Genomic DNA, 23,740 nt, shown 5'->3' on the forward strand with positions numbered 1-23,740 from the left:
CGTATACGGAAGGTGTTATCTAGTAATCTATCATTATTTATTTTATAAGCATTTGCAGCTTTTCTTTCATTTCATTCACAAGTTCGAGCATAGAGATATTCTCTCGCTCTGTGCCCTGTTGATAAGCATATTGAAGGACTTTGATAATCTCGTCTTTGCTATCAATACTTTTATAATCGTTCATTAACTAATTTTCACCGCCTAATTAATTACAAAATATACTACAATTCTACTATTTTTCACTAAAATTACAAGTAGAATTTGAAATTTTTTCTAATAATTCTAAAATATCGTCGTAATATGTCTTTAACCGTTTTCACGACCATCCAAACTTCTTTTTTAAATTTGCTTTCTTCCCTACCCCTTTTATATAGTTATAGGGAAGGTGGGTGTATCTGAAATGAAATTTTTCAAAGGATTATTTATTACCGTGCTCATTCTGGGAGTACTTGGGTATGCAGGCTATTATTTTATCAATAAATACTTGGAAGATCAGGCAGTCGAATATGTGGAAAAAGATTTGGTGGAAAATAACGATGTGGCTATGGCCAGGGAGTATGTGGACAGGTCTCCTGCATTGAAGAGTTACCTTGCAGAAGGGGCAGAAGCGAACCTAGAAGAGCTGCCAATCCAAACACGTGAAGAAGCCACAAGGATGGTTATGCAAAAGCTCAGTTTGCAAGAAATGCAGCAGATACAGTCACAGGCCGCAAGTGGCATGACCGAACAGGAAGTGCTTGCGCTGATGGAAACATTCGAGGAGAAATTGACAGAGGAAGAATTGCTGGCATTGAAGGCAATTGTGTATAAGGAATTGTATGAATGATGATATAATTTCAAAGAAAAATCCGTCAGATTTAGATTCACTGTATCTGACGGTCTTCTTTTCTATTTTATGGATGTGAAATAATTATTTCTATTTTCCCTATAACAGTTAACTCTTCTACACCTGATGGTATGATAAAGTGGTCACCTTTTTTAAGCGGGTGAACATGTCCGTTCACCTTGAGTTCTCCAGAACCTAATATTACGCTTCCAATCGAGAAATGTTTATCGTGTTTTGATGAGTATTTCCCTTCCACTTCCCATTTGGAGACAGTAAAATATTCGGCTTCCACAAATGTTGTAACGGTAGCAGCATCCAACTTAGAAACCTTATGAACCATATCAACAGGTTTATGAGGAATAGTTGATACTTCGATGGATTTCTCAATATGCAGTTTCCTGAAATCCCCATTTTTGTCCTTGCGATTATAATCATAAATCCGATAAGTAGTATCTGAATTTTGTTGCGTTTCAAGAATTAACACACCAGAACAAAGAGCATGGATGGTTCCGCTGGGTACGTAAAAGAAGTCACCCGGTTTAACCTGCACTCGTGTCAAAAGATTCTCCCATTCTCCACCATTAACCTTTTTAATGAATTCTTCCTTTGATTCAGCAGTATGACCAAAAATGATTTCTGCATCTTTCTCACAATCTATCACATACCAACATTCTGTTTTTCCAAGCTCTCCGTTTTCATACTGATTTGCATACTTATCATCGGGATGTACTTGAACGGAAAGATTTTGGTTTGCATCAAGGATTTTTGTGAGCAACGGGAATCTGTCACTTTGATGGTTGCCGAATAACTCCCTTTGCTCCGTATATAATTCACCTAAAAGCTTACCTGCAAATGAACCATTCTTAATTATACTTTGTCCGTTTGGATGTCCCGAAACCGCCCAGCACTCTCCTGTCAATTCGGACGCAATCTCATATCCAAAATGATCAGCTAGTTTGGTTCCTCCCCAAATGCGCTCTTGAAAGACCGGCTCGAGGAATAGAACGTCTTTCTTGTTTACCATTATGTTCACCTCATCATTTTATGAAAGTTCACCATAATAACAGGTAGTAGACACTCTATCAGTTTAAATTGCACCAATTTCTGGCCAACTTAACTCGATCCCCTCTTTAATTAACATTTTTCGGAACTCAAGTAACATCCCTTCATTCTCCCTCACTTCACGCGGAAGAATCCCTTTCTCTAAGGAAAATGCCGCAAGATAGCCTACAGATTCTCCAATGTTCCATTCCACTGGATGGACACGGAAGCATCCGTTGGTGATATGTGTAGCCCCAATGTTCTTACAAGCGGGCAACAGGTTTTTCACCCGTATGGGCAATAGTGCACCAAGTGGGATTTCAAATGGATAACTTTCCGTATAAAAGAAGGTGTTGGTTTCTGTTGTTGGGTGAAGATCGATTCGATAACAGCCAATACCAACAGAGTCTTCAAACCTTTCAATCCCTTTATTTCCTCTGGTTTCTGCATTGATATGCTCTTCCACAACTGTGAACAATGCCTTTATCCTTCGTGATTCACGGATATAAGGATATTTTGCTAAACCATCCTCTGTCCCTAACACATCTGGGCGGATGCGGACTCCAGGGTAACCTTTTCCGCCATCAGGACGTGGTGCCTCTGTCTGCACCCAATATAATAAAGATAAGCTTAACTGCTTGGCTTCTTCTAGGTACCGTATACGGTCATTAGGATTTACATCAATGATGGAACCGAGCCAATAATCATTTTGGGGCCAATTGATTAAGCTGATATCTCCTTGGAATGTTCCTTCTTTAAACAGGAGTGGGTCGATGATACGTCGATAGCCCCACAGCCCCCAGAGCTCGCCTTGATGAAACATGGCAAACTCCTTGGATTCTCCTGTATGTGCATCAGGTGCGAACCAGCTCAATTGCTTGTGTTGTAAAAATGGGGCCTGATAATTTTTCCATTTATCATATTGGAGAGGCTTCTCGATTGTGAAGTCCTCTCCTTCTAAGTAATCCACTGCAAAGACATGTGTGATGGGCTGCATATCTTGAGGACGTGCTTCTTCTGGAGCGTGCAGTTCACCCGTTTCTGCTTTTGATTCAGCCCCAGTTACATATTCCACACCAGCCAAGGGCAACAAATCACCGCATTCAGTGGCATCTAAGAAGATTGCACCTGTCAGGGTGAGTGTATTCCCTGACAAAACATGCTTAACTACAACAGACTGGACTGTATCCTGATCAACAGCAGCACTTTCTACCTGATAGTTGAGTAAAATAGTTATTCTGCCGCTAGCCACATATGGAGCAAGCATTTCCTCTAAAACCGCCAACGCCACTTTCGGCTCATGGCAAAGTCTGCTGACCCAGCCGTTCCCGGGATTCAAATGTTCAATTTCAACGGCTTCTTCTTTTAGAGGGTAGTTTCTCTTGTAGTAGTCCCGTACTCGGTTACGAAAGTTACGATAACTAGCTGTGCAACCGAACTGTTCTATCCATTTATGTTCATCCGGTGGAACTGCCTGGCTTGTAAGTTGCCCCCCAATCCAATCTGTTTCTTCGGTCAAGATGACGTTTTGCCCTCTTTTAGCTGCAGCTAGTGCTGCTGTACACCCACCAAGGCCACCGCCAACCACAATAATATCCGCTTTCATCAACACTCACTCCTCTATGTATGAAGCTGGTGACAGGTATACCCGCCACCAGCTACCCTTATTGTTGCTTGAATTGTGCAAATTCCATAAGTTGTTTAAGCTGATCAAGATCTTTTAGCAGATGATTGGAGACTGCTGGACGGATGTGTTTTTCACGATCCGAAACAAAGTCCTGCGCTGCTGCAATTTTTCCATTGATCTCTGAAATGTCACCTTTATCTACAGCTCTCTCCAGGTTTATGATCTGCTGTTCCAACGCTCTAACAGCGGGATGGTCCACCCCATCTCTAGGTATATAGATATTTGCAATTTTACGTTTTGTGTCTTTAACAACCAATTCAGCTGCAAGCATCGGGTCTGCATGAGGTAAGAAAGCTTTCTTGCGTTGCGGGCCTGCTTTTAAAGCTTCAAAATGCTCTTCTCTCAGCGAGTGTAGCGCGAATTGAACCTGTCCTGCCGCGTCTGTCTCATTCATTGCTTTTACCTGGTCGACCAACAATTCATCAGAGAAACCAACGAATGGTGCCAGACCAATATAAGATAAAACCGGTTGTTGGAAGCGCTCCATGAATTCGTTTGTAGTACGTTGCACATAATTTGTATCAACTGCATAGATCATCGGAGTAATGAAATCCATGTAGCCAGCACTAACCCATTCCACCCAGTTTTGAAACTTTTGATCGATTGCGTCAGACACTTCTGGGAACACCGCAGTCGAAAGTTCTAACGATTCGTTAACTTCCTTCACTTCGCCATGAATTCTTTCTACAAAAGTAGATATTTGATTTTGTCTCCATACATTCCATTCTTCCCAAAGCTCTTTGTCTGCAGGTGTGATATCCAATGGATCAACACCTGAAACCTTCTTGAATTCATTACGGCTGTACTCATCATAGCTGTATCCATTTTCAATCGGAAGACTGACAGGATAACGGATGTAATCAAGATGAAGTCCATCCACTTCATGTGTGGTAACCATTTCGTTAAATATACTGGATAGATGATCGCGAACTGCTGGTAATGCAGGGTTAAGATAGTAGTATCCAACCTCTTTCACTGAAGGAATGCGCCCTTCACGGTCTACTGCTGCCCACTCAGGATGCTCCTTCAAAATAGGACCAGGAGGGTTTAAAGACTCATGCCCAACAAAGAAGGTGTGCACCCACGCATGTACTTCAATGCCACGTTTCTTTCCTTCCTCAATAAAAACTGCCAGTGGATCCCATCCTACGAAGTTTGGATTCTGTTCAGCAATTTCACTTGGATAGATTGTGTAGCCGTGGAAAAACGTTTCTAAAAACAGAATGTTAAAATTAGAGTCTGCAAGCTTGTCTAACGTTTCAATAATGTCTTGGCGATTACTTTCTGTCGGTCGATGCCAGACCCCACGTGCATCCACTACTTTTGACTCCACTGTTTGAAATCCTGCTTTGTTGGCTTGTTGTGCAGCTAACTCTGAATAATCAATAGTACGTTGCCAATCCTCTTCAGTGAGTGCCTCTTCGGCAATTCTCAAAAATTCCGTTGCCTCTTTTAGGGAGGCTTTTGCTTCCTCGATTGGTACATCTAAGAAATTAGTTTCTGCTGTATCAATTTGAGCCGAAGCTTTCTCCATTACAAGTTCTGCCGCGCGTATGTATGCGCTTGCATCAATGCGAGAAGTAATTTTCATTGTTTCAGGATCGAATGTTACTTCCGCCCCCACTTGTGTATTTTCAAGGATCCATCTTTGCGCAGCTCCATGACCAGACACAACGAATCCATCTTCTGGGATAAGACTGTTGCTACCGGACATTTCCACAACAATTCCATTACGAACAATAAATTCTGCACCATATTGGTTTGTACCGGTGCGTTCCTTCCCGTAAGCAGATGTATAGACAACTAGTTCATCTGCTCCGCGGCCGCCCGGGAATTCGTATGGTGCTTGCGGATCTATCTTGTTAATGGAAAAACTGGATGTTTTCACTGGATCTGTGATAACATCTTCTAAAATTTCTACCGTTTCGCCTTCTTTCAGATTCGCCATCACCCAAGTTCTTGCGGTACCATGAGCGGAGACCACAAAACCATCTTCAGGAATTGGTGCGTTAGAGATATCTACGACAGTTCCGTCTCGAACTTCTGTTATCGTCCCATCCTCTACTACTACTTCAACTCCCCACCGATTATTCTTTGTACTTGTTCCAAATTCAGGTGTATAGATGATAAGTTGATCAGCGCCTCTTAAAGTGTTGTAATCAAAAATGACATGCGTTTCCCCATTTGCCGCTTTTACAAGATCTTGCGCCAATGCTGCACTAGTTTGTTGTTGGATAGGAAGGCCAGTTAAGATCAGCGCCAAAACCAATGCACTGATGATGAACAGCTTCGCCTTTTTAATACTTTTTTTCATCCTCAATCTTCTCCCCTTTGCATTCTAAGTCTGACCATTACCAATGACAGATGCTGCGAAAAAACTCTTTCTCCCACTTGAATGTATTGAGAATGAATCACCTCCTTAAATGAAGTGTGATAGTATCGTTCGTCAATTGATTAAAAACGCTGCCCCAATTACCCCCGCTTTAGAACCAAGAGAGGCGGGAACGATTCTAATTGTCTCTCTTAGTCCGGGATAAACGTAGCTTCTCACCTTTTCTTTTAAAGGGTCGAGCACCTGTCTTTCCGATTTCATCACGCCGCCCCCCAACACAAAGATGGAGGGATTTATAGAATGTACAAGATTCGCTATGCCAATAGACAGGTAGTTTACAGCATCACTAATAATACCTTGGGCGGTTAAATCTCCTAATGAAGCTAGACGAAAAACTTCTTCCGCCCCTTCTGCAATTCCCGCTTTTCTCCCCGCCATACCAATAGCTGTTCCACTTGCCAAGCTTTCCAGTGCTCCAGCATTTAAACTATTATGTTTTGGCCCTCCAGGAAGAATAATCATATTCCCGATTTCACCTGCGTAGCCTGCTGCCCCCTGAAACAAACTACCATCCAAGACAAAGCCGCCGCCAATGCCTGTACTAACCGTTATATAATAGACACTTTCGGCCCCTAAACCTGCTCCGAATTTGGCTTCAGCAAGACCTGCTACGTTGGCATCATTATCAACTCGCACCTGTTCATTCAATGACTTTTCCAACATGCTTGCAAGAGGGATGCTGTTCCAACCGGGTAAATTGGGAGGGTTATAGATTACTCCTGTTCTTGGGTCAAGTGGACCTGGGCAACCTACGCCAACACCTTTAACGATGTCATCCCCCCTAATATCACGGATCATGTCAATCATCATGTTCATGATGTATTCCGGACCTTTTTCCGCTTCAGTTTTGCGCTCCAAGTCCCTGACTATTTTTCCGTCCTTCTGAACTAGTGCAACACGAAGATTAGTTCCTCCTAAGTCAACTCCTATTCGCAAACTCATACTACCTGTCTCCATCTTTTGCTAGACTAATTCCTATTTCAAAAGTTCGGTTCCAAGGCAAGTAAATATCTTTTATTTCATAACCTAAGGAGTATTTTTCTAAAAAGACTTTTGCTTCTTCGTTGAATCTGAACGCCACCTCTTGGAGAAGGGTTTCATCTGTGATGGTTTCAAGGTTCACTGCTTTACGCACTTGCTGCCGTACAATCGTCTGATAAAGATAGTCGTCCAGGATCCTTAGTACTATTTGTTCCTCCATATGTTCTTGGACTTCTTCATAAGGAATAGTAGGTTTTTCTTTTTGAAGATAAAGCATGGCAGATTGAGCAACCACTGTTCCGATGGTGTTCCCTGCTGTATTCCAAGCACCAAACCCGCTTAAACGAGAGAGAGTTACATCATCTAAAAGTCTCGGAAGCATTGCGGAATCCGCTCCATTTGCATAAGCCACATCCGCAATAGCAACCAGCTTCTGTTTTTTTACATAATGACGAATCCTAGAAATCCATTCACCGATGTTTCGGTGGGAAGTATCTACTTCACCCAAAAATTTTTGCAATGCTAGGTCGCCTTGTTGTTTTCCTGGCACGTTCACTGCAAAGACAATATCCGCATCATTGGCATTATCTACTGTATAGCTTCCAAATGCGAAAACTTGGCCCTTTACTGATTCACATATTGGTCTGTCCTCATACATTGCATGTATATGGGAGCCTGTTTCTCCGCTGTAAACAGGGAAGAAAGTAGGTGGTGACACATTTTCCAGTTTGTAGATAAGGCGGGAGATGAGTGTGTTCGCCACTTCATCTGCTCCTGGGTAAATAAAGACTTTGGAAGATAGCTGCCGTTTACGTACAAAATCAGTTAGTCTTTCCTGCTCTTCAATATTTAATCCGTATTCGGACGTATCATCCTGTGGAAATACAAGTACATCTATTGTTCCATTTTCCACCAAATCTAATAAAGAGAGATTTACTTGGAAGTTTCTTTCTCGGGTTTGTAGATAATCTCGTAAAATGTCAGGGGGAATAACAGCAGTTAACTTCTCTACTTTACCCTTGGATTCTTCACATTCTGTTCTTACATAGCGATGAGTATGATAGGAGTACTTCCAAATTTCCTCACCGTAATCTTTCCAATACTCTTTCTCTTCTTCATTAACATAGTTATTGGAAATGCGCATGGTTGCGCTAAAAGCCATGATTGGTTTTTCAGGATATATCTTTTTCAACTGAAGGATGAGTTCCATTCGCGTTAAGGTAACTTGTAGCTCATCTGAATTAATTCGGGACGGAACAAGTCCACCATAAGAGAGCATATCGGTTGAAAGTACGAACCCGTCAACTTCCGGTGCTACATCTAAAAGCCAATTACTTAAGCTATTTATGTTTCCGGGCTTTTTCAAAAAGCCAAGTATTTCTTTATCAGGCAATAGAACCTCCCACCCGCCTATGCGGGCAATCTGTTTAGGAAGCTCTCTCGTAACAGGTCTTGCATCAATGGGAATCAATGCTATTTTTCTATTCATCTTCACAAGCTCCCTTTATGAAAACTGTAATCTGTAGGTGGCAATGCTTTTTGGTGACAGTTTATCACTATGGTCATTTAGCGGCGCGGGTTCACCCTTATCCAATCTTACCCTTGTAATAGTCCTTATTTCCTGTCCAGATGAAAACCCAAAAGATTGTTCCTGTTCGGTAGGATTCCATAATCGAAGACATATTTCTCCATCAGAACAGTAGAGGGCGCTCCACTGCACTTCCAAATTATCGATCTCTACTAATCTAACTAAATTTTTTCCACGTGCGTCCCCCGAATATATTTTTGGAGGAACTCGATAGAAGTGGGCAGATTTTGCGATATTACCATTTGTGCATCTTGAAGCTGGTTCAAAAGCTAAATCAAAAGTGTAGGTTCCGAGACATTGAGCTTCAGGTGTTTCCATTCCAGGCCCAGCTCCTCCACCGCGGGTACGTAGGTCATCACGGGAAAGCCAGCCAACCGAACGAAGGATTGTTACCTCGAGGGTATCTCCCTTTACATCCGGCATTACTTGATATTCCTGTAGCCCTCTATGGAAAAAGTGAATTCCTATTCCGTTTTGTTCTGCACGTATGAAAGATAGGGACGGCTCTACAACAACAGGCACTTCTTTTTGCTTTGGAGCTTCAAATTCCTCTAACTTTTTCGCAGGTCGTTCCACTACATCGAAAGCGGTGTCACTATATGTTTTTTCAATGATAGTTCCTAGAGGATATTGCACGCGTAGACGTTGATCTTTTGCTCGATTGATTACTTTCACTTTACTTTCAATTCTTGGTGAGAAACTTGTTAGCATAACAGTCACTTGTATTTCCGTTTTCACTTTCTTCTCTACAGGTCCTGAGCGATCTTCTTGGCAACTAGCAGGAAGGTTCAATTCGACGTTGTAATGTAGGAGAGAAACATCTCCCGCTTCAGAATGCTCCACAATTGGATTTCCTTTTAAACTTCCGAACGTTCTTATATCGTTTACTGGAGGGGAATAAGTGTATTCATCTCCTACATCCAAAGAGCTGTAAAAAGATTGCAATCCTTTATAGATACGACCCGTTTTCTTATCCTCCAAGGTAAGAGATCCATCTTTTTCGACATTTATGCGGTAAAAGGTTGTATCTGCTACACACTCTTCCCTATTAGCCAATTTTCTACATTCCCCTTGTGCTACTTGGAAAGTAGTAAGGGAAGTTGCTGGCAGCCCTTCAACATAAAATATCACCTCATAAAAGGCCCCCTCGGTAAATTCCGGAAAAGCATCAAGCGGGGAGGCAAAATGGCGGTCTTTTCTTTTTGAAAGAATGGTAGGTTGATAGTATTGTCCCTGTTCATCCTCCAAGGAAAAATCTTTGTCCTCTTTTAACCAAATAGTCCCTCTGATAGGACCAGAATAGTGGTGAACATGCGGATTAAAAACAGTAAATACCGTATTATCCTCAAATGGCTTTCTTGTAGCATGGCCGCTCTCTGCAGCATCCTGTAATCCGGCTGTTGCCAAAGCCCCCATCTGAAGAGATTCTAAACGCTGTCCTAACTTCATGGATCGAGTCTCCATCTCACGGTGCACCTCATCCAAACTGCAACCACATATACTATCATGGGGATGATTTTTCATAAGTAGCTTCCATGATTCCTCGAGATATCTTGCAGGATACCTCTCAGACGCTGTTAGCGTTAATAGTGGCTCTGTATAACCAGTTAGTTCATCCTCCATCAATTGATTCTGCTGTTTCAGATACGTTCTTGTTGATAAGACATTTGGAAGGACATAAGCATGTTTATTGCTTCTGAGTTCTCCATAATATATCGGCAAATCTTGAGGCAGTTCGGCTTTTAATGAATTTAAGTAATTTTCATATGTACTGGATACGAATTGAATTTCCTCTGAGGAGATTTCTTTAATCTTACCAAGCATATTTCCATGCTTTGGCATCAAGTGATCTCCCCCATTTGTTAAAAGAAGGGCTGTTGTTTGAGCAAATCCCTTCACCTTATCCACATAGTTTGCCATGGAGGATTGAAAGGATTCTTCATTTAGAATAGGCTGGTAATAACCTTCTGGTAGAAAGACGGTCAACACCTGTGAGCCGTCTGGAGCCTTCCAGACAAGCTCTGAACTGTCTGAGTCAATTCCACGCCAAGCAATTGCATTGTCTATCCCGAAGCCTTTAAGAAGTTGAGGCATTTGACTGACATGCCCGAACGTATCGGGTAAATAGCCTATCATTTGTGATTCCCCATATTTATTTGCAAGCTTCATTCCAATTTCCAAGTTTCGAATGAGTGATTCACCTGAAACAAGAAATTCATCCGCAAGCACATACCATGGGCCAATGATAATTTTCTTTTCATTTATAAGGGAGAGGATGCGCTCCTCCATATCGGGTTCGCACACCTCTAAGTAATCTTCGAGTGCAGCCATTTGCCCATCAAGAACGAACTGTTCCAGCTCTTTCCTCTCAAGACCGTCTACGATTCTATCAATAACCTGAGTCAAACGGTGACGGTACACTTCAAAAGGTAAATACCATTCTCTGTCCCAATGCGTTTGAAAAACGACATAGCAAGTGTATGTTTTCTCTCTCATCCTTTCACGGCTCCTTTCATCGCCCCAGCAATGAAATGACGCTGAAGAATGGCAAAAATAATGATGATAGGCAGAATAGAGATAATCGAACCAGCTGCTATATAACGCCAGTTAGCGGAAAAGGAACCTGCTAAGGTGTTTACTCCAAGTGGAAGAGTATACATGCTAGTATCATTTAAAATAATGAGAGGCCAGAGAAAGTCTCCCCATGCCATCATGAACGTAAAGATGGATAACGTGACAATTGATGGTTTTACAAGCGGCATTAAGATTCTCCACCAAATTTGGAATGAGTTTGCACCGTCCATCCTTGCTGATTCATCCAACTCGTAAGGTATTGTCAGAAATGCTTGACGCATCAGGAATATACCGAATGCAGTCGTTGCGTGAGGTAAGATCAATCCTGCATATGTGTTTTGCAATCCCATCTCTAGCGCCAGCAGATAAATCGGAATCATTAGAAGCTGGAAAGGGATCATCATCGTACTGATAATTAGGACAAATACAAGTGTTTTTCCACGAAATTGCATACGTGCCAAAGGATAAGCAGCTAGCGAGCAGAAAATGATATTTAGTAGAACTGTAACTACCGAAACGATAATGCTGTTCCATAAATAGCGCCAAAACGGGAAAAAGTTCATGACTTCCACATAGTTCTGGAAGGTGATTTTCTCGGGTATGAACTGTGGCGGATAGGAGAAGATGTTTTCTCCACCGGATTTCAAAGAGGTTGCCAGCAACCATAGAAATGGTCCTACCATGATAAGCGTGACAAACAAGAGTGTTGCGTAAGTTAGAGAAGTCTTTATCACTTTTTTAAAAGTCAGTGGTCTTTTGGGTTTTGGATTTATTACGTTCACTTGTTTTGTATTTATAGAAGGAGAATTCATCTTCATCACCCCTTTATTACATTTTCTTTTTTGTTCATGAATTTGATGTTGATAACGGAGAAAATTAATGTAATTAAGAATAATACAACCCCTGCAGCACTCGCATACCCCATCTGCAGTTTCTCAAAAGCTTCTTGGTAGATATAGAATACAAGTGTTTTAGAGCTGTTGAGTGGCCCACCGCCTGTCATGACATAGATTTCTTCAAAAACTTTCATTGCTGAAATAGAAGACATAATGGTTACAATCATAATGGAAGGCATCAAGAGTGGAACTGTTATATGCCAAATCTGTTTCCACTTGCTAGCACCGTCAATATCTGCAGCTTCGTAAAGGTCATCTGGAATGGATTGCAGGCCTGCAAGATAGATGACCATATAGTAGCCAAGCCCCTTCCAAATCGTCACAATCATGACAGCAAAAATGGAAGTCGAAGTGGAAGTCAGCCAGTTTACAGGAGCTGAAATCACACCAAGAGAATCAAGAATATAATTAAGTACCCCCTGGTCGGCATAAACCCATTTCCAAGCAATTCCTACGACCACCATGGACGTAACTACCGGTATGTAGTAAGCAGAACGGAAAAATCCGATTCCTTTTATTTGTTTATTAACTAGGATGGCAAGGAAGATTGGTAACACTACAAGTGCAGGTACGACAATGATCAGGTAAAGTAGCGTTTGACCCAATACCTTCCAAAACAACGGGTCTTCAAATAGAGCTTGATAGTTTTCAAGACCAATAAATTCGGCATCGTTGACAATATTGTAGTTAGTGAAGCTGAGCCAAATGGCATGTAGCATAGGGTAGAAGATGAATGCACCCAAGATAATTAATCCTGGAACTAAAAACAAAAATGGTGTTAAAGGATTTCTTTTCAAACGGACTCCCCTCTTTTCTCTATAACATGTTGAAGTGCCATTGCTGCCGCCCCGAACATTCCAGCTTTATTGCCAAGTGAAGCAGGTAAGACTGCAGTCGTTACATCCATATTTCTCAATTTGTTTTCAAGTTCATGCCACCAGTGTGCTTTGGAGTCGATGAGACCTCCTCCAATAAGAATGGCTTGAGGATCGATTGCAACAGTGATGTTGTAGATGACAATAGTCAAATAATCTATATATTGGTCAACCACCTTTTTGACCTGTTTATTTCCATTTGAGTATGCTTCGAAAATCTCAGCACCATGTGTAAAAGAGAATTCCGTTTCAGTGTGAACGGCATGTATCAACGCTGTACCTGATAGATATTGTTCAATACAGCCTTCTTTTCCACAGTTACACGGTTTGCCATGAGGAATAAGAATGACGTGTCCCCACTCTCCACTTTGAAACCTGTTACCGTTAAGTATTTTTCCGTTTAATGCAGTAGCTCCTCCAACTCCTGTACCAAGTGTAAGCATAACTACAGTTTCTATTTGTTTCTTATGAGTAGCGCCAGCCCACATTTCTCCGAGTAGAGCTGTATTTGCATCATTCTCAATATAAGATTCCACTTCGTACTTTTTTTCCAAGAAGGCTTTCAGTTTCGTACCTTCCCAATTTGGTAGGTTTGCAGTGGCATAGACCACTTCTCCTTTTTCAGGATCTATCCTCCCTGCAGACCCTAAACCAATTCCAGAAATAGGAATATTATTCCGGAATAAGGAATCGATTACAGATACAACAGAGCGCAAGATGCCTTCCCTACCTTCTGCTATATTGGTAGAGACCTTCACCTCTTGCAAAATTTCTGCTTCCTTACTGATGATTGCGCCCTTAACTCCAGTGCCACCAATGTCCACACCAATTACATTCATCTTGTCACCAACTTACTGCTTAATAAATTTTTTCTATAACGGCTCTTGCCGTCTTTTCTTTCATGGATAAAGAATATTCCTTCTGTTTTACAGCAAGTCCTGTGCATAACAGATCGATCACAAAGAGTTGTGCAATCTTCGCAGCAAGTGATCCTCCCTCAAGGGGGGATTCCTTGCCTCCACTTAGCATTACCATGTCAGCAAGCTTTGTTATTGGGGACCTCACATAATAAGTGATGGCAATGATTTTTGCGCCATTTTCCTTTGCGATTTTCAACGAGTCAATCGTATCCTTCGTACTCCCAGAAACACTTAATCCAATCACAACATCTTCTTCTCCAAGTGTGGCAGCTGTCATTGATTGTAAATGGGGATCGATGACGGCATCTGATCGGAAACCGAACCGTAAAAATCGGTTTTTAGCATCCAAAGCTGTTAGTCCTGAAGTACCCACCCCAAAGAATTGGATAGATTTTGCTTTTAAAAGAAGCTCGATAATCCCATCTAGTGTTTCCTGATTTAACTTATTCATCGTTTCATCAATGGCATTCTTTGTATTGTTCGCGATGGATGCCACCAGGCTGGCTGGCTTGTTTTCATCCGATTTATTATTTTCTATTTCATGGTTGATGGAGGATAGGTCCTTTGCAATGGCAAGTTTGAATTCTTGATAACCCTTCAACCCAATCTTTCGACAAAACCTTAGAACCGTCGTTTCCCCTACCTCCGATACATCCGCAAGGTCCGTTACTGAGTAGTAAAGAACTTTTTCCATCTGCTCTAAAACTACTGAGGCAACTTTTTGCTCTGATTTAGTCAATGAAGGGTAATAACTATTAATTAATCCGCCTAACCTGCTCTTTGACACTGTTTGCACTTCCATCATATCCTGCCACTTCCTTTTCAAAAACTTTTGCAAAACTTTTTGTGATTTCCTGCGGGCGAGTAATGGCAGATCCAACCACCACTGCAAATGCTCCTAAATCCAGAGCACGTTTTGCCTCCTCAGGAGTGGAAATCCTACCTTCCGCAAATACAGGAATGGATAGCTCTTTTACTAACTTTTTCAACAAATAAAAGTCAGGTTCCTGCTTTTGCGGAGAATATGCTGTATACCCAGACATTGTAGTAGACACACAATCAACCCCAAGTTCTGCAGCAAACTGCCCCTCTTCAAAAGTGGAGATGTCTGCCATGACCAGAATATTATTGGCTTTTATGTATGCTACTAAGGTCTCAAGCGTTTCGGAATTAGGTCGAGTTCTGCTTGTCGCATCAAGGGCGATGATATCAACGCCTGCTTCTATCAGCTCATCCACTTCCTTTTTTGTTGCAGTAATATACACTTCGCTATCAGGATACTCTCTCTTTACAAGACCAATGATTGGTAGAGCTACCGCTTGTCTTATTGCTTTTATGTCCTCTATACCGTTCGCTCTAATGCCAGAAGCGCCACCTATATAAGCAGCTTTGGCCATTTTAGCCATCACTTCAGAACCATGTAAAGGTTCATTCTCCAGTGCTTGACAGGAAACGATTAATTTCCCTTTGATTTGTTGAAATATTTGTTTGTTGGTCATGTCTTCACCACCGTACTCTTTATCTAGTAAACAAAGAAAGAGAGTTTACCGATAAAAACTCCCCTTCTTCTGTGTTCGTTATTGTGCCAGGATTTCATTCCATTTTGCTTCAGCTTGCGCTAATGCTTCATCCACAGTCATTTGACCAAGCATCGCTGCATGCAATGCTTCATTCATCGCTGTGCGAAGGTCCTCAAAATTGCTCATTGGAGGAATCAGTACTTCACTGTCCTTTAATTGGCTAGCAGATACGATTCGCGCTTCATCAATTGGAGTTGGTTCAGCCGGAAGTTCATTGAAGAATGGATCATCCAAAGCTGTCTCAATAGATGGAAGAATTGCAGTTAGCTTATCAAATTCAACTTGATTCTCTGCATTTGTCATAAAGATAGAGAAATCTACAGCCGCTTGTTGGTGCTCAGATTGCTTTGGAACCACAAGGTTCATCGCTGCAACATTCTTTTTATTTGTTTTCCCAGTAATAATTGGAGCCGTTTTTGTTGCTGCTAAAATATCCGGAGCATTCTCTTCAACAATTGTCAGGAATTGAGGACCAGAAGCTAAAATGGCAATTTCACCAGCTTGATATAAATCAACCGCCTTCGAGTGTCCTTCTGTCAAAACTTCACGTGGAATATAACCACCTTCATAAAGGTCCACGAAAAATTGGAATGCTTCTTTTCCTTCTGCTGTATTAAATGTTGCTTTAGTCATATCTTCATTCGTTAAATCCACACCCATCATAACCATGGACTCCAAAAGATGGCTTCCATCTAGTGCAGGGAAGAATGCATATTTTCCTGTTTCATCTTTAATTTGCTTTGCTACCGTTTTTAACTCTTCAAAAGTGGATGGAGCCTTTTCTGTATCCAATCCAGCTTCTTCAAAAATATCTGTGTTATACATAGTTACTTGTGAAGATAAGTACCAAGGAATACCAAATGTTTTGCCATCAAATGTGTTAGAAGCCCATACTCCTTCAAAATACTGGCTACGTACATCATCCGGAACCATTTCATCCATGTTTACTAGTGCATCTAGTTCTGCAAGTTTTGCTGCAAATTGAGGATTTAAGTTCGCTACATCAGGAGCAGTTTTAGATGCGACAGATGTTAAAATCTTCGTCTCCATATCACCCCAAGGAACATCTACCCACTTTACCTTCACATTCGGGTTCTCTTCTTCAAAGTCAGCAATTACGCCGTTAATGTAGTCATCAAATGTTGGAGAAAGCTGCATTGTCCAGAATTCAATTTCCACTTGCTCATTAGAATCTGACTCTCCAGTACCTTCACTGTTATTGTTTGTCGTAGAATTGTTACTACTGCACGCAGCGGCAAATACCAGTGTAAACATCATCATGAAAGCTAACCAAAATTTTGACCTCTTCATTCTCTAATTCTCCCCTTTGTTTGCTTATTTATGGATGAAAAAATCCAACGCACGCGGCAAATCCCTCTGCCAAAATGTCCATAAATGTCCTTCGTTTTCTTCGTAGTATGTAAGATTCATAGATAGTGAAGAAAACAATTCCATCAACTTCCTGTTGTGCGTTAAGATGTGGAACACTTCATTTGATAGTGCATAATAAAAGTTGTCTTCTTGAAGCCCTACAACTTGGTAGACATTCCAGTGGAATTCTTTCTTCTCCATATGAAGCGCTTTCAGTTTTTCGCATAGCACCTCTGGAAACACGCCTGATTGAAGGAGTAAATCTGTCCATAAACTTGGCTGTTGCATAGCAATAGTAAGACATACTGTCGCTCCAAGAGAATCGCCAAGAAGGCCCATTTTTCTTACTTCCTTGCCCTGAAGCCTTATGTCTTCAAGAACGTCAGGAACTAGCTCTTGAGTAAAAAAGTCCACATACTCCTGATGCTGTCCTCCATAAGGATGATAATAGTGATATCTTTCTTTAGATGTCCCAGGTGGTAAAAGTACAAGAAGAATTCCTAACTTGCCATTTACTCTGGTTCCATCCATTTGCCTTCCTAGAACTTCTTGGATCTTCCCAATTTCGAGGTAATCCCAACCATCCTGAACAAACAAGACTCCAACATCTTTACACTCAGGCCCATACGACAACAAACCATACTTAAAGCCCCTTTGCAAAAAGACACTTTGTATGACCTTATTTTCAGGCTCGATCAAATGCATCACCTCTAAGTGGTCTGACTCATCACTTTAAAACGTTCTTTCGTACAAGTAACCGCTTTCTATTTTCATCCTAGCATATGAAAATAGATTTGTGAATATGTTCTCCAAAATTTATTTTTTTGGTGGAGAAATGCTCCTTTTATATTTTTATCGTGAATTCAAGGCTCCTACCCGCGCCAAACGGCTGTGACAAGCATATGTTATGGAATGGATAGTATGTCTAAAGGAGGCATTATTCAATGTCCTTATATTTTGAATGGAGAAAAAGTTGCGGCTGCCGGGTGCCTTGTAATTGTGACGTGCAACCAAAAGGCATGGAGCCTAGGTATTATTTTAATCAGAGCGATGAAATGTTGGGGATCGAAGCGGATAGGCCAACGCAAGCCATTGAGTTGAAGGTGAAGACGCATTTTCCAAATGAGGTAGTAAAGTTGGATGCGATGATCGAAGCTTTTATCCTCACGGAAAACAATCCTGCCTATAGTTTTATCGTGGAGTTTTCCTTGTTGCGGGAGACAACTCCTTTAACAAGTGAAAGTTTTGCTTTGATTAATCAATTTGGACAAAATGATTGTGAGAAAACAATTATTAACACAACAAAGATTACTTGGACGGATATTATTCCGCTGCCTGGCAGTTATACGTATTACTTAGAAGTGAACCATATCACCCTGCCCAACCAAAATATTGCAAGCGTGGAGGTTCAAGATCGTTCACTTACTGCCATTTCGTTTCCTTCTACTAAACAAAAACAGGCAAACGGAGAATAGTATTTTTTAAACAAACGTTGGTTTAACCGCGATTGGAAATGCAGGATTCCCAAGGGGTACAGCGGTCGGATTTGGAATTAACTTTTGAGAAAGCTATTTCTGTAAAACAAAAAAGACCTAGGCCACCCCGCTTCAGGTCCTTTTTTCTGTTTACTGTTTACACCATTATTTATTGAATTATTTTCTAGGTTGGTTTACTGTTTTTACTCTTCTGGGTATGTAATTCTTATTACAGCACTCTAAGGAGGAAGTTGCATGATCGAGCAACGTAAAGAAGTTATTGGTTCATATTTAATGGAAGAAGAGGCACTTGCCAAGATTGACTGGTTGCAGTCAGAAGGCTATCAACCGGAGGAAATCTGGATTATTCGTGATAACCGTGGGATTGTAGAACGTTTTGGCGATAGGGGATTTTCGCGTACTTCTAGTGAAAGAGAAGCTCAGCTGAATGAAGAATATTCCAGCATCAACCCAAGTAGTTCCATCGTTACCCCTAAGAGCCTTTTCACACCTGAAAATAAAAGCGTTGCTGTTACGTTGATGGAGATGGGCATTGCCAAAGAGGAAGCATACCGCTACGAGTTTGACGTGAAAGTCGGGAAAGTGCTTGTACTGGCAGAGCCGATTTCAAGCATGAAACTGCGTCAAGCATCGTTGACAGACAGTCGGATGGAAAGATATGCGACGGACGAAGCTTCCCTGCATTTAGAGGAAAGTACCGAGACTTTAAAAACCGAGAAACATGTAGTTTCACAGGAAGAGAGAATGGTAGAATCAAGTACCTCTATTAACCGCCCGGTGCCTGATTCCAACATAGATGGAAGCATCCCGCTTGATGAGCAACTTTTAAGCGGTGATCCTGCTGAGTGGGAAAAAGACTATGCTCGTGAAGAGGTGATATCCCTCCATGATCAGGCAAGTGTGACGAACGAAGCAACTACAATGGAACTGGAGGTAAACCCAGAATTCGATATAGAGGAACATTCAACTGTAGAGCAGCCTTCAAAGATTAATAACGGAAAACGTTATGCGGAAAACAGTTCCGAGGAAGATGTGAACAAAGCATTACTCTATGAACATGGGCAACCCTTCCCTATGGAAAAACCGTATGAGGAAGATGTCTATGACCAGCGAGTGGTTTCTGACGGGCCTTTAGGGGTGAAGTTGGAAGAAACCACTGGGGATATGAGCCACAGTCAGGATGAAGAGCCACTTTTCCGCTCTACGGAAAGGCAAGGAGCCTCCTCTACTAGATCAGTAGATTCTAAATCTGCAAGTAGTCATGAAGCTAGTATTTCAGAGGAACGGGGCCCCATTCTCTTTGAAGATACATTAAAGGAAATCGAAGAAGATCAGCCTTTGATGGATAGCTATGAACCAACATCCTATGAAGCAGAAGAACCTGGTGACATTTATGCTCCGGAAGATGAGACTGCTGTTCCTACAGAAGAGGAAATATATATGCATGAGGAAAATGTCCGCTACACCGAAGAAAATGATGCGCCTTTGTTTGAAGAAGGCACCCCAGAAGGCCCTTTCTCAGACCGCAAGAAAGAAAGAATGACCCAAAAACGCAACAACCTATTCAACGAACAAGACAACGACCTATTTAGACGATAATATAGGTAGAGAATAAAAAAGAGCAGTCCAGGGATTCGGGAGAATTTCTGGACTGCTTTTTTATTTTGAAAAGGGGTCAGACCCTCAAAGGATTTTCCCCTCCGATGTCGAAACCCCATCCTACTCCCTTGTTATAGGCTGACACTTTTGCCGGTTTCGCTGCTGCGGTAGATGGCGTCGATGATGAGGGAGGTTTGCATGGCTTGTTGTGGTTGGACGATTAGTTCTTCTAGTCCGAGGCAGCTGTTTACGAAGTTTTCAGCTTGCGGAAGACTTGGGTCGTCTTTGCCAGGCACCCAGTCCGCTTCTGTATTTAACAGCATGCCGTGCTTCATCTGGTTGACATGGAATGGAAACAGGTCCACCCCTCCGCTAAGGCCAGATATACTTATACTCTCTTCGTCTCCTTTAACATTCGCTGACCAGGACGTTTCAAACAGCAACGAAGCTCCACCTTCAAATTTGATATAAGCAGTTACATGATCATCCACTTCAAACGTTTCATGATCAAAGCTGCCCCACTGGTTTACCTGCCCCGGGATTTTACTCAACTCATTATAGGCCGTTCCCATCACTTCCACCGGCTTCGGATTTCCAAGCAACCATAAGGAAAGATCAAGCAGATGGCAACCATAATCTATCAAGCTTCCTCCGCCCTGCAACTCCTTATTGGTAAACACACCCCATCCAGGTACTTTGCGACGGCGCATGCCACGTGCTCTGGCAACAATCTGCCGCCCGATTTCGTTCTCATCCACTAAACGTTTCGCTGCCACCGATTCCTTCATAAAACGATAATGGTACGCAATTGCAAGCTGTTTGCCTGATTTCACAGCCGCAGCAACCATTGCTTCACATTCATCCGGTCGCATCGCCATCGGCTTTTCACAGAACACATGCAGGCCTGCTTCTAAAGCTGCAATTGTAATCTCCGCATGAAACTTGTTTGGCGTACAAATCGTCACCGCATCCACATGCTCAAACATATCTGCATAATGAGCATACACATTGGCAATTCCGAACTTCTCTCCTACCATCCTTGCCGTCTCTTCATTCACATCACTGATCGCTGTTATTTTTACTTTCTCACTCATCTTCAAAAATGTCGGGATATGGCGATTCTGCGCAATACCCCCAACCCCGATAATTCCCATACGTAACTGACTCATATCTGCACCTCATTTATATGTATTTTCCAAAAATAGTAATGCACAAAGATACTCTAGCTGTTGCTTGGAGCACAGGGCGAAGACTCCCGCGGGAGGAAGGGACAGGAGAGACCCCGCAGGCGTTTAAGCCGAGGAGGCTCCCGGACCGCCCGCAGGAAAGCGAAGCCCAGTGCGGAAAGGAACAGCGGTGTTAACTATTTTACTAAACTACTTCTATACTCATTTGGCGTCACACCAAAAAACTTCTTATACACCTTGCTAAAATACTTCTCATTCTGATAACCAATATGATAAGCAATTTCATAAATCTTCAAACTCGGATTCCCCAACAGCTCCTTTGCCTTCTCCATCCTGATCCGCGTCACATAATCGGTAATGGTTTCATGGTATTCTTGCTTGAACTTGCGGGAAATATGCTCGCGGCTCAAGTAAAAGCGATCCGCAATTTCTTGAAGCGCAATGTCCTGTTGATAGTTGGCACGGAGGTATTCCTCAATCTTTTCCATACTTGAAATGAAAGCCGCCTCCGTAGAGCGAACAGGAATCGTTTCCACATCCCCTGCAGAACTCATCGTCCTCTTGGCCAACGCTTCTTCCTTCCATTTTTTCACCGCCCGCTCTAAAGTTTCATTCAAAAGATCCGGGTCAATCGGCTTTAAAATATAGTCAAAACTTTTATAATAAATGGCATTCCGCATGAACGTATAATCATCGTATCCGCTTACCACGATGGTCACACTTGTCAGTTCCGCATCCGCAATCCACTTAAGCAGGCTTATTCCATCTTTTTTCGGCATGGCCATATCGGTAAAGATGATTTCCGGGCGATACTGCTTTATCAGCATGATCGCCTCGTCCCCATCCTCTGCTTCATAGATTGTATCTATCCCGTTTTCCTTCCAATTTCCCAACAGCTGCAGCCCGTCCCGCACATGCTTTTCGTCATCCACGATTATTGCTTTCACTTTTTTCACCTCCAACTTCTAGCGGAAGCTTCAATGTCACCATAAATCCTCCGTCACGGTGATTTTCTAAAAGAAGCGCTGCCAAATTATTGTAGTATAGCTGCAAACGTGTATAGATATTTTTTAATCCTATATTGGTTTCTTCTACTTCGGAAGCCATTTTTCCTTCTGTTAACAAACGGTAAATTTCCCCTAACCGGCTGTCAGTAACACCAGCACCGTTATCCCGGATCGTGAGGTGAAGATACTCATCGACTATTTTCCCAGAGATTTTAATCTTGCCGACTCCTTCCCTTATATCAAATCCATGTTTGAAATAGTTCTCGATTATCGGCTGAAGAATCATTTTAGGAATCCCTATGTCCATCGCATTTTCTTCTATTTCCATCTCATATTCAAAGTTCTCCCCAAACCGCTCTTTTTGCAGCAAAAGAAAAGCTTTCAAATAGTTCATTTCCTTTTTAAGCGGAACCATATCCTCCTCCATATTCATCCCATATCTCATGATTTTCGAAAGATGGGTCAGAAGGGTATAGATTTGCGGTACATTGTTTTTCAAGGCAAGCGTCCCGATGGACTGAAGGGCATTGTATAAAAAATGCGGATTAAGCTGCGATTGAAGCACTTTCAACTGGTTCGTTTTATTTTCAATTTCCAATTTGTATTCCCTGTTGATCAAAAGATTGATTCGCTCCATCATCTGTTTAAAACGATATCCTAAAATACCAATCTCATCATTGCCAAGTGACGGAAATTGCACATTCATGTTCCCCTCTTTTACTTGCTGGATGTTTTGGAGCAGCACCCTGATTGGAGAAGTAATTTTAAAAGAAACAATAAGCGAAGCCAAAATGACCAAGCACAAGCCGATTAGACCAAAGAATATGTTAATCTTCGTGACTACAAAGGCGTTGTCATAAAGCGTGGTGTAAGGGACCCGTTTCACCAAGATCCATCCTCCTACCGCAAGCTCTGTCTGGTCATAGATCATCACGCCCTGAAATTGTCCGTTGTCCCATTCCATCGTGCCTTGTGTCGATTCCGAATTCATAATCTCCGGAATCCATTGCTGTTCTTCCTTCTTGGAAGCGACCATTGGATTGGAGCTATAAATCAACTCACCTGTTGCAGAGAGGATGAAAAATTCTTCATTCTCCTTGTTGTACAGGTTCTCGCTTAGCTCCAGGATTTTTTCGGTACCGACTTCAAGTGTGATAAAAGCTAGCACGTTGTCAGATGGCACATTCGTCAAGGCCCGGTGAACATAAAGAACATTCCGCCCTTCTTGAAGCTGGCTGGTGTCGATATTGTAGTTGTATGGACTGAGCTGGGCGCGTTTATAGGCGTCTTCGTAAGCATTGGAGATGCGATCAGAGAAGACGACAGTGGAACGTTTAGAGGCGGTAATCCCCCTGTTTTCCTCTGTAAAAGAAATCTGCACCCTCGTGATATTTTCCTCCGCGTATAGGATAGTCTGCAGCACGTTTCGCACAATTCCTATCGTCAAATAGTTATCTTCTTTGTCGGGTGCCCGCATATAGTTGATAAAATCGGGATTGTTGTAGAGTGATAGGGTGAGATTATTTAGTTCTTCCAGGTAGTTTTCTAGATTTATTTTTCCTTGATAGAGAAGGTTGCTGTTTTCTTGGACGACAAGGTCTTTGAAGGCTTCTTTTGTTTGATAGTATGTAATGATGATCGACGTTCCGAATGGGAGGATCGTGATGATTAAGAGGAGTGCGATCAGTTTGTTGCGTATGCTCTTTTTAAACATGACCCT

The 23,740-nt window shown here is 42.0% G+C and carries 20 protein-coding genes; 3 read left to right on the forward strand and 17 right to left on the reverse strand.

The window, feature by feature from the left end; translation table 11 throughout:
* Positions 1 to 37: 37 nt before the first annotated feature.
* The gene (locus LG307_RS19830) at positions 38 to 184 is read right to left on the reverse strand and encodes a hypothetical protein (protein ID WP_404445634.1); all 147 of its coding nucleotides are present in this window, start codon (positions 182 to 184) and stop codon (positions 38 to 40) included.
* Between the two features lie 216 nt (positions 185 to 400).
* Here LG307_RS19830 and LG307_RS19835 point away from each other — a divergent pair, with 216 nt between their 5' ends.
* Positions 401 to 826, forward strand: a complete 426-nt coding sequence (locus LG307_RS19835; RefSeq protein WP_404445637.1) for a hypothetical protein — start codon at positions 401 to 403, stop codon at positions 824 to 826.
* A gap of 67 nt (positions 827 to 893) precedes the next feature.
* Here the strand turns inward: LG307_RS19835 and manA are convergent, their stop codons facing one another.
* The 13 genes from manA to LG307_RS19900 all read right to left on the reverse strand — a co-directional run bounded on the left by manA (position 894) and on the right by LG307_RS19900 (position 17,430).
* On the reverse strand, positions 894 to 1,850 hold the full coding sequence (manA, locus tag LG307_RS19840; protein WP_404445640.1) for a mannose-6-phosphate isomerase, class I: 957 nt from the start codon (positions 1,848 to 1,850) through the stop codon (positions 894 to 896).
* A gap of 63 nt (positions 1,851 to 1,913) precedes the next feature.
* Positions 1,914 to 3,473 (reverse strand): FAD-dependent oxidoreductase, encoded by a 1,560-nt coding sequence (locus LG307_RS19845; RefSeq protein ID WP_404445643.1) that lies wholly within the window; start codon positions 3,471 to 3,473, stop codon positions 1,914 to 1,916.
* A 58-nt stretch (positions 3,474 to 3,531) separates the two neighbouring features.
* Positions 3,532 to 5,868, reverse strand: a complete 2,337-nt coding sequence (locus LG307_RS19850; RefSeq protein WP_404445646.1) for a family 10 glycosylhydrolase — start codon at positions 5,866 to 5,868, stop codon at positions 3,532 to 3,534.
* Positions 5,869 to 6,000: 132 nt separating this feature from the next.
* Entirely contained in the window at positions 6,001 to 6,888 is an 888-nt protein-coding gene (locus LG307_RS19855; protein WP_404445648.1) for an ROK family protein, read from the reverse strand.
* A 1-nt stretch (position 6,889) separates the two neighbouring features.
* The gene (locus tag LG307_RS19860) at positions 6,890 to 8,416 is read right to left on the reverse strand and encodes a DUF4127 family protein (protein ID WP_404445651.1); all 1,527 of its coding nucleotides are present in this window, start codon (positions 8,414 to 8,416) and stop codon (positions 6,890 to 6,892) included.
* A gap of 15 nt (positions 8,417 to 8,431) precedes the next feature.
* Positions 8,432 to 11,011 (reverse strand): glycoside hydrolase family 38 C-terminal domain-containing protein, encoded by a 2,580-nt coding sequence (locus LG307_RS19865; protein WP_404445653.1) that lies wholly within the window; start codon positions 11,009 to 11,011, stop codon positions 8,432 to 8,434.
* On the reverse strand, positions 11,008 to 11,901 hold the full coding sequence (locus LG307_RS19870; protein ID WP_404445656.1) for a carbohydrate ABC transporter permease: 894 nt from the start codon (positions 11,899 to 11,901) through the stop codon (positions 11,008 to 11,010). Before LG307_RS19870 ends, LG307_RS19865 begins: the two co-directional genes overlap by 4 nt.
* Positions 11,902 to 11,906: 5 nt before the next feature.
* Positions 11,907 to 12,782, reverse strand: coding sequence for a carbohydrate ABC transporter permease (locus tag LG307_RS19875; RefSeq protein ID WP_404445659.1), 876 nt, complete (start codon positions 12,780 to 12,782; stop codon positions 11,907 to 11,909).
* Positions 12,779 to 13,699, reverse strand: coding sequence for an ROK family protein (locus tag LG307_RS19880; protein ID WP_404445661.1), 921 nt, complete (start codon positions 13,697 to 13,699; stop codon positions 12,779 to 12,781). The genes LG307_RS19875 and LG307_RS19880 overlap by 4 nt, the downstream gene beginning before the upstream one ends.
* 19 nt (positions 13,700 to 13,718) lie before the next feature.
* On the reverse strand, positions 13,719 to 14,585 hold the full coding sequence (locus LG307_RS19885) for a MurR/RpiR family transcriptional regulator (RefSeq protein WP_404445663.1): 867 nt from the start codon (positions 14,583 to 14,585) through the stop codon (positions 13,719 to 13,721).
* The gene (locus LG307_RS19890) at positions 14,536 to 15,279 is read right to left on the reverse strand and encodes an N-acetylmannosamine-6-phosphate 2-epimerase (RefSeq protein ID WP_404445665.1); all 744 of its coding nucleotides are present in this window, start codon (positions 15,277 to 15,279) and stop codon (positions 14,536 to 14,538) included. The genes LG307_RS19885 and LG307_RS19890 overlap by 50 nt, the downstream gene beginning before the upstream one ends.
* Positions 15,280 to 15,357: 78 nt before the next feature.
* Entirely contained in the window at positions 15,358 to 16,671 is a 1,314-nt protein-coding gene (locus LG307_RS19895) for an ABC transporter substrate-binding protein (protein ID WP_404445667.1), read from the reverse strand.
* Positions 16,672 to 16,695: 24 nt separating this feature from the next.
* Positions 16,696 to 17,430 carry an alpha/beta hydrolase-fold protein gene (locus LG307_RS19900; RefSeq protein ID WP_404445670.1) on the reverse strand — a complete coding sequence of 245 codons (735 nt, stop codon included), beginning with the start codon at positions 17,428 to 17,430 and terminating at the stop codon, positions 16,696 to 16,698.
* Between the two features lie 245 nt (positions 17,431 to 17,675).
* On the opposite strand from LG307_RS19900, the gene LG307_RS19905 reads away from it, so the two are divergent.
* Positions 17,676 to 18,206 carry a hypothetical protein gene (locus tag LG307_RS19905; protein ID WP_404445672.1) on the forward strand — a complete coding sequence of 177 codons (531 nt, stop codon included), beginning with the start codon at positions 17,676 to 17,678 and terminating at the stop codon, positions 18,204 to 18,206.
* A 255-nt stretch (positions 18,207 to 18,461) separates the two neighbouring features.
* Entirely contained in the window at positions 18,462 to 19,826 is a 1,365-nt protein-coding gene (locus LG307_RS19910; RefSeq protein WP_404445675.1) for a hypothetical protein, read from the forward strand.
* A 131-nt stretch (positions 19,827 to 19,957) separates the two neighbouring features.
* On the opposite strand, the gene LG307_RS19915 is transcribed toward LG307_RS19910, so the two are convergent.
* The 3 genes from LG307_RS19915 to LG307_RS19925 form a co-directional block, all read right to left on the reverse strand.
* On the reverse strand, positions 19,958 to 20,995 hold the full coding sequence (locus LG307_RS19915) for a Gfo/Idh/MocA family protein (protein ID WP_404445678.1): 1,038 nt from the start codon (positions 20,993 to 20,995) through the stop codon (positions 19,958 to 19,960).
* 194 nt (positions 20,996 to 21,189) lie between these two features.
* A complete protein-coding gene (locus LG307_RS19920; RefSeq protein WP_404445681.1) occupies positions 21,190 to 21,960 on the reverse strand; it encodes a helix-turn-helix domain-containing protein in 771 nt (256 codons plus the stop codon).
* Positions 21,938 to 23,734: a sensor histidine kinase gene (locus tag LG307_RS19925; protein ID WP_404445684.1), complete on the reverse strand. Its 1,797-nt coding sequence runs from the start codon at positions 23,732 to 23,734 to the stop codon at positions 21,938 to 21,940. The genes LG307_RS19920 and LG307_RS19925 overlap by 23 nt, the downstream gene beginning before the upstream one ends.
* Positions 23,735 to 23,740: the final 6 nt, after the last annotated feature.

It is taken from the genome of Sutcliffiella horikoshii (assembly GCF_044809035.1).
In the GTDB taxonomy this organism is placed as follows: Bacteria; Bacillota; Bacilli; order Bacillales; family Bacillaceae_I; genus Sutcliffiella_A; species Sutcliffiella_A horikoshii_G.

Coding starts and splice junctions, on each gene's coding strand:
- LG307_RS19830 (WP_404445634.1), bottom strand. CDS start 184: ATGAACGATTATAAAAGTATTGATAGCAAAGACGAGATTATCAAAGTC.
- LG307_RS19835 (WP_404445637.1), top strand. CDS start 401: ATGAAATTTTTCAAAGGATTATTTATTACCGTGCTCATTCTGGGAGTA.
- manA (WP_404445640.1), bottom strand. CDS start 1,850: ATGGTAAACAAGAAAGACGTTCTATTCCTCGAGCCGGTCTTTCAAGAG.
- LG307_RS19845 (WP_404445643.1), bottom strand. CDS start 3,473: ATGAAAGCGGATATTATTGTGGTTGGCGGTGGCCTTGGTGGGTGTACA.
- LG307_RS19850 (WP_404445646.1), bottom strand. CDS start 5,868: ATGAAAAAAAGTATTAAAAAGGCGAAGCTGTTCATCATCAGTGCATTG.
- LG307_RS19855 (WP_404445648.1), bottom strand. CDS start 6,888: ATGAGTTTGCGAATAGGAGTTGACTTAGGAGGAACTAATCTTCGTGTT.
- LG307_RS19860 (WP_404445651.1), bottom strand. CDS start 8,416: ATGAATAGAAAAATAGCATTGATTCCCATTGATGCAAGACCTGTTACG.
- LG307_RS19865 (WP_404445653.1), bottom strand. CDS start 11,011: ATGAGAGAGAAAACATACACTTGCTATGTCGTTTTTCAAACGCATTGG.
- LG307_RS19870 (WP_404445656.1), bottom strand. CDS start 11,901: ATGAATTCTCCTTCTATAAATACAAAACAAGTGAACGTAATAAATCCA.
- LG307_RS19880 (WP_404445661.1), bottom strand. CDS start 13,699: ATGAATGTAATTGGTGTGGACATTGGTGGCACTGGAGTTAAGGGCGCA.
- LG307_RS19885 (WP_404445663.1), bottom strand. CDS start 14,585: ATGATGGAAGTGCAAACAGTGTCAAAGAGCAGGTTAGGCGGATTAATT.
- LG307_RS19890 (WP_404445665.1), bottom strand. CDS start 15,279: ATGACCAACAAACAAATATTTCAACAAATCAAAGGGAAATTAATCGTT.
- LG307_RS19895 (WP_404445667.1), bottom strand. CDS start 16,671: ATGAAGAGGTCAAAATTTTGGTTAGCTTTCATGATGATGTTTACACTG.
- LG307_RS19905 (WP_404445672.1), top strand. CDS start 17,676: ATGTCCTTATATTTTGAATGGAGAAAAAGTTGCGGCTGCCGGGTGCCT.
- LG307_RS19910 (WP_404445675.1), top strand. CDS start 18,462: ATGATCGAGCAACGTAAAGAAGTTATTGGTTCATATTTAATGGAAGAA.
- LG307_RS19915 (WP_404445678.1), bottom strand. CDS start 20,995: ATGAGTCAGTTACGTATGGGAATTATCGGGGTTGGGGGTATTGCGCAG.
- LG307_RS19925 (WP_404445684.1), bottom strand. CDS start 23,734: ATGTTTAAAAAGAGCATACGCAACAAACTGATCGCACTCCTCTTAATC.